The sequence below is a fragment of the Acinetobacter sp. YH16053 genome (assembly GCF_013417035.1).
Lineage (GTDB): Bacteria > Pseudomonadota > Gammaproteobacteria > Pseudomonadales > Moraxellaceae > Acinetobacter > Acinetobacter towneri.
Genome location: NZ_VPEP01000094.1, coordinates 1 through 2,042 on the forward strand (window position 1 = coordinate 1; position 2,042 = coordinate 2,042).

Below are 2,042 nucleotides of genomic sequence, written 5' to 3' on the forward strand. Positions count from 1 at the left end.
TTCCTTAACTTTTACTAACTTCAAAACATTAAAAACAATTCTGAATGGTCACTTAACCAAAAATTTCTGAATGGCTATCTAACTGGTGTAATTCTAAAACATCATCCCCTACGAGCCTATAAATCAAGACTAAATCAGGTTTAACGTGGCAATCTCGACAATTTTTAAACTCAGCACCACCTTTTAATGGATGATCTAGATATTTTTCAGGTAATGGACTATTAGCAACTAAACAGTCCAGTACCTCGGCCCATTCAGCCGTAACCAAATCTAAATAACGTCTTTTAATGTCTCTTTTAAATGAACTGGTTACGATTATTTTTCGTTTAGCCATGAGCTTCATCCGACATGGCTTTGATTGCTTCTTCTACTGTTTCGTACTCGGTGTACTCCCCATTTTCAATCTCTTTAAGAGATTGAAGCAACTTTGCTACTGCTGTTGGGGTCAGAGTTGGTTCTTTCGCATAGTCAAAAGCTAATGGAACAGTTCTTGTTTTCACCACCTGATTTAAAAAAAGTTTAAATGCTTGTGGCATTGTTAAACCATATTCTTCAAAAATATGATTTGCATTATCCCTCAAGTCTTCTTCTAAACGCATATTAAAATTGACTGCGGACATGGTTAATTCCTCTAAAAACCAATAATGTAAAGACAATATAAGTCATTATCTTTACATTTTCATTACTTTTGATGTAATAAATGGTTTCTAATCGCTAAATTTCGTATAATCGCCATTATGTTAAATGAAGCGAATTTATTCAAAAATTTATTCGATTTGAGTAATTTTAATAATAGTTAAATTTTAAAGAATCATATTTAAATATCAAATTAACAATAAAGTTGGAATTTTCTTATGTTCTTAAAAAAAATAGTTCTAATTAGTACAATAATAACTAGTAGTCTTGCTCTTGCATATGATCCTACAACGCCTTCATATTATTTAACGAAAGAATTGTGTGCAGAATATTATGCAGACTGTATTGATGTCTATGGGTCTGCTGGTAGCGGTGGAATGTCAGAGTGTGGAAACTCTTTAAATACATGCATCACTACAGGTGATTGGAATCCACCAAATCTTCCTGTACCATCATCGGATAGATTATTAAACCTTTTTAGTTCAGAAACTAGAGAAGCTACAACAAGATATACCACGGCCTAATAAATCAGGATCTCAATGTAATATGATTGGGATCCTTACCAACATATATAGAAGAGAAAAATGGATCAATTAAAAAAAATAAATGATGATTTGTATCAAGCTGCAATATTATTAGACAGTATTCCTAGTAAGATTCAATCAGATCCATCACTAGAAAATAGAGAAAATATCTTACTGATAGGAAAAGCTCTCAGTCATATTTTTGAACTCCAAAATAATATTTATAAAATTCGCCCTGATTTAAAAAATAATAATCAGTAATAACAGTTATTTATAGTATTTTTTAAGAAAGATAGCGGCTCATTTGAGAATATAAAAGTAATATTCTATTTGTAATAGTTTCTCTGAAATTAACATAATACGGATTATACGAAACGAGAGTTATCAGCTCTCGTTTTTTGATACAGAAACTGCTAGAATCCTTATACGCCATTGACGTACAAAGAATCTATGTTATTCATTGAAACCAGCATCTTTACCAAGCAAATCAAAGACCTTGTATCTGATGAGGAATATCGTCAACTTCAACAAGATCTATTGGTTCAGCCTGATAAAGGTGACTTGATCAAGAATGGCGGTGGCATTCGAAAAGTACGTTGCGCTCAAGGTAATAAAGGCAAAAGTGGCGGTATCAGAGTAATTTACTATTGGGTAAATGAGGATGATCAAATCTTTTTCTTGGTGGCTTATCCAAAATCTGTAAAAGATAATCTCACGGATAAAGAAACCGCCATTCTGCGCCAACTCGTGAAGGAGCAATTTCATGGATAACAACTTATTTGATGACTTAGTTGCTTCGATTAAAGAAGCTGGAGCAATCAAACGCAAAGAGATCCAAGCAAGTCGAACAACCGAACTTGAATTACCTGACATTAAGGAAGT

5 protein-coding genes and 1 pseudogene are annotated in these 2,042 nt (G+C 32.8%); 4 read left to right on the forward strand and 2 right to left on the reverse strand.

Features of this window, described 5'->3' with window-relative positions; translation table 11 throughout:
* Positions 1 to 52: 52 nt before the first annotated feature.
* The gene (locus FTV43_RS15165) at positions 53 to 334 is read right to left on the reverse strand and encodes a type II toxin-antitoxin system YafQ family toxin (RefSeq protein WP_005098405.1); all 282 of its coding nucleotides are present in this window, start codon (positions 332 to 334) and stop codon (positions 53 to 55) included.
* On the reverse strand, positions 327 to 620 hold the full coding sequence (locus FTV43_RS15170; RefSeq protein ID WP_159124548.1) for a type II toxin-antitoxin system RelB/DinJ family antitoxin: 294 nt from the start codon (positions 618 to 620) through the stop codon (positions 327 to 329). The genes FTV43_RS15165 and FTV43_RS15170 overlap by 8 nt, the downstream gene beginning before the upstream one ends.
* A gap of 234 nt (positions 621 to 854) precedes the next feature.
* Between FTV43_RS15170 and FTV43_RS15175 the strand changes: the two genes are divergently transcribed.
* The 4 genes and pseudogenes from FTV43_RS15175 to FTV43_RS15190 form a co-directional block, all read left to right on the forward strand.
* Positions 855 to 1,160, forward strand: coding sequence for a hypothetical protein (locus FTV43_RS15175; RefSeq protein WP_163146733.1), 306 nt, complete (start codon positions 855 to 857; stop codon positions 1,158 to 1,160).
* A 60-nt stretch (positions 1,161 to 1,220) separates the two neighbouring features.
* Positions 1,221 to 1,421: a hypothetical protein gene (locus FTV43_RS15180; RefSeq protein ID WP_163146734.1), complete on the forward strand. Its 201-nt coding sequence runs from the start codon at positions 1,221 to 1,223 to the stop codon at positions 1,419 to 1,421.
* 189 nt (positions 1,422 to 1,610) lie between these two features.
* Entirely contained in the window at positions 1,611 to 1,931 is a 321-nt protein-coding gene (locus tag FTV43_RS15185) for a type II toxin-antitoxin system RelE/ParE family toxin (protein WP_002126330.1), read from the forward strand.
* Positions 1,924 to 2,042 (forward strand): annotated as a pseudogene (locus FTV43_RS15190) (transcriptional regulator); the annotation flags it as partial. The gene FTV43_RS15185 and the pseudogene FTV43_RS15190, both read left to right, overlap by 8 nt.

What these genes read in the sequence shown, in the direction of transcription:
- FTV43_RS15165 (WP_005098405.1), bottom strand. Translation starts at nt 334, where the DNA reads ATGGCTAAACGAAAAATAATCGTAACCAGTTCATTTAAAAGAGACATT.
- FTV43_RS15170 (WP_159124548.1), bottom strand. Translation starts at nt 620, where the DNA reads ATGTCCGCAGTCAATTTTAATATGCGTTTAGAAGAAGACTTGAGGGAT.
- FTV43_RS15175 (WP_163146733.1), top strand. Translation starts at nt 855, where the DNA reads ATGTTCTTAAAAAAAATAGTTCTAATTAGTACAATAATAACTAGTAGT.
- FTV43_RS15180 (WP_163146734.1), top strand. Translation starts at nt 1,221, where the DNA reads ATGGATCAATTAAAAAAAATAAATGATGATTTGTATCAAGCTGCAATA.
- FTV43_RS15185 (WP_002126330.1), top strand. Translation starts at nt 1,611, where the DNA reads ATGTTATTCATTGAAACCAGCATCTTTACCAAGCAAATCAAAGACCTT.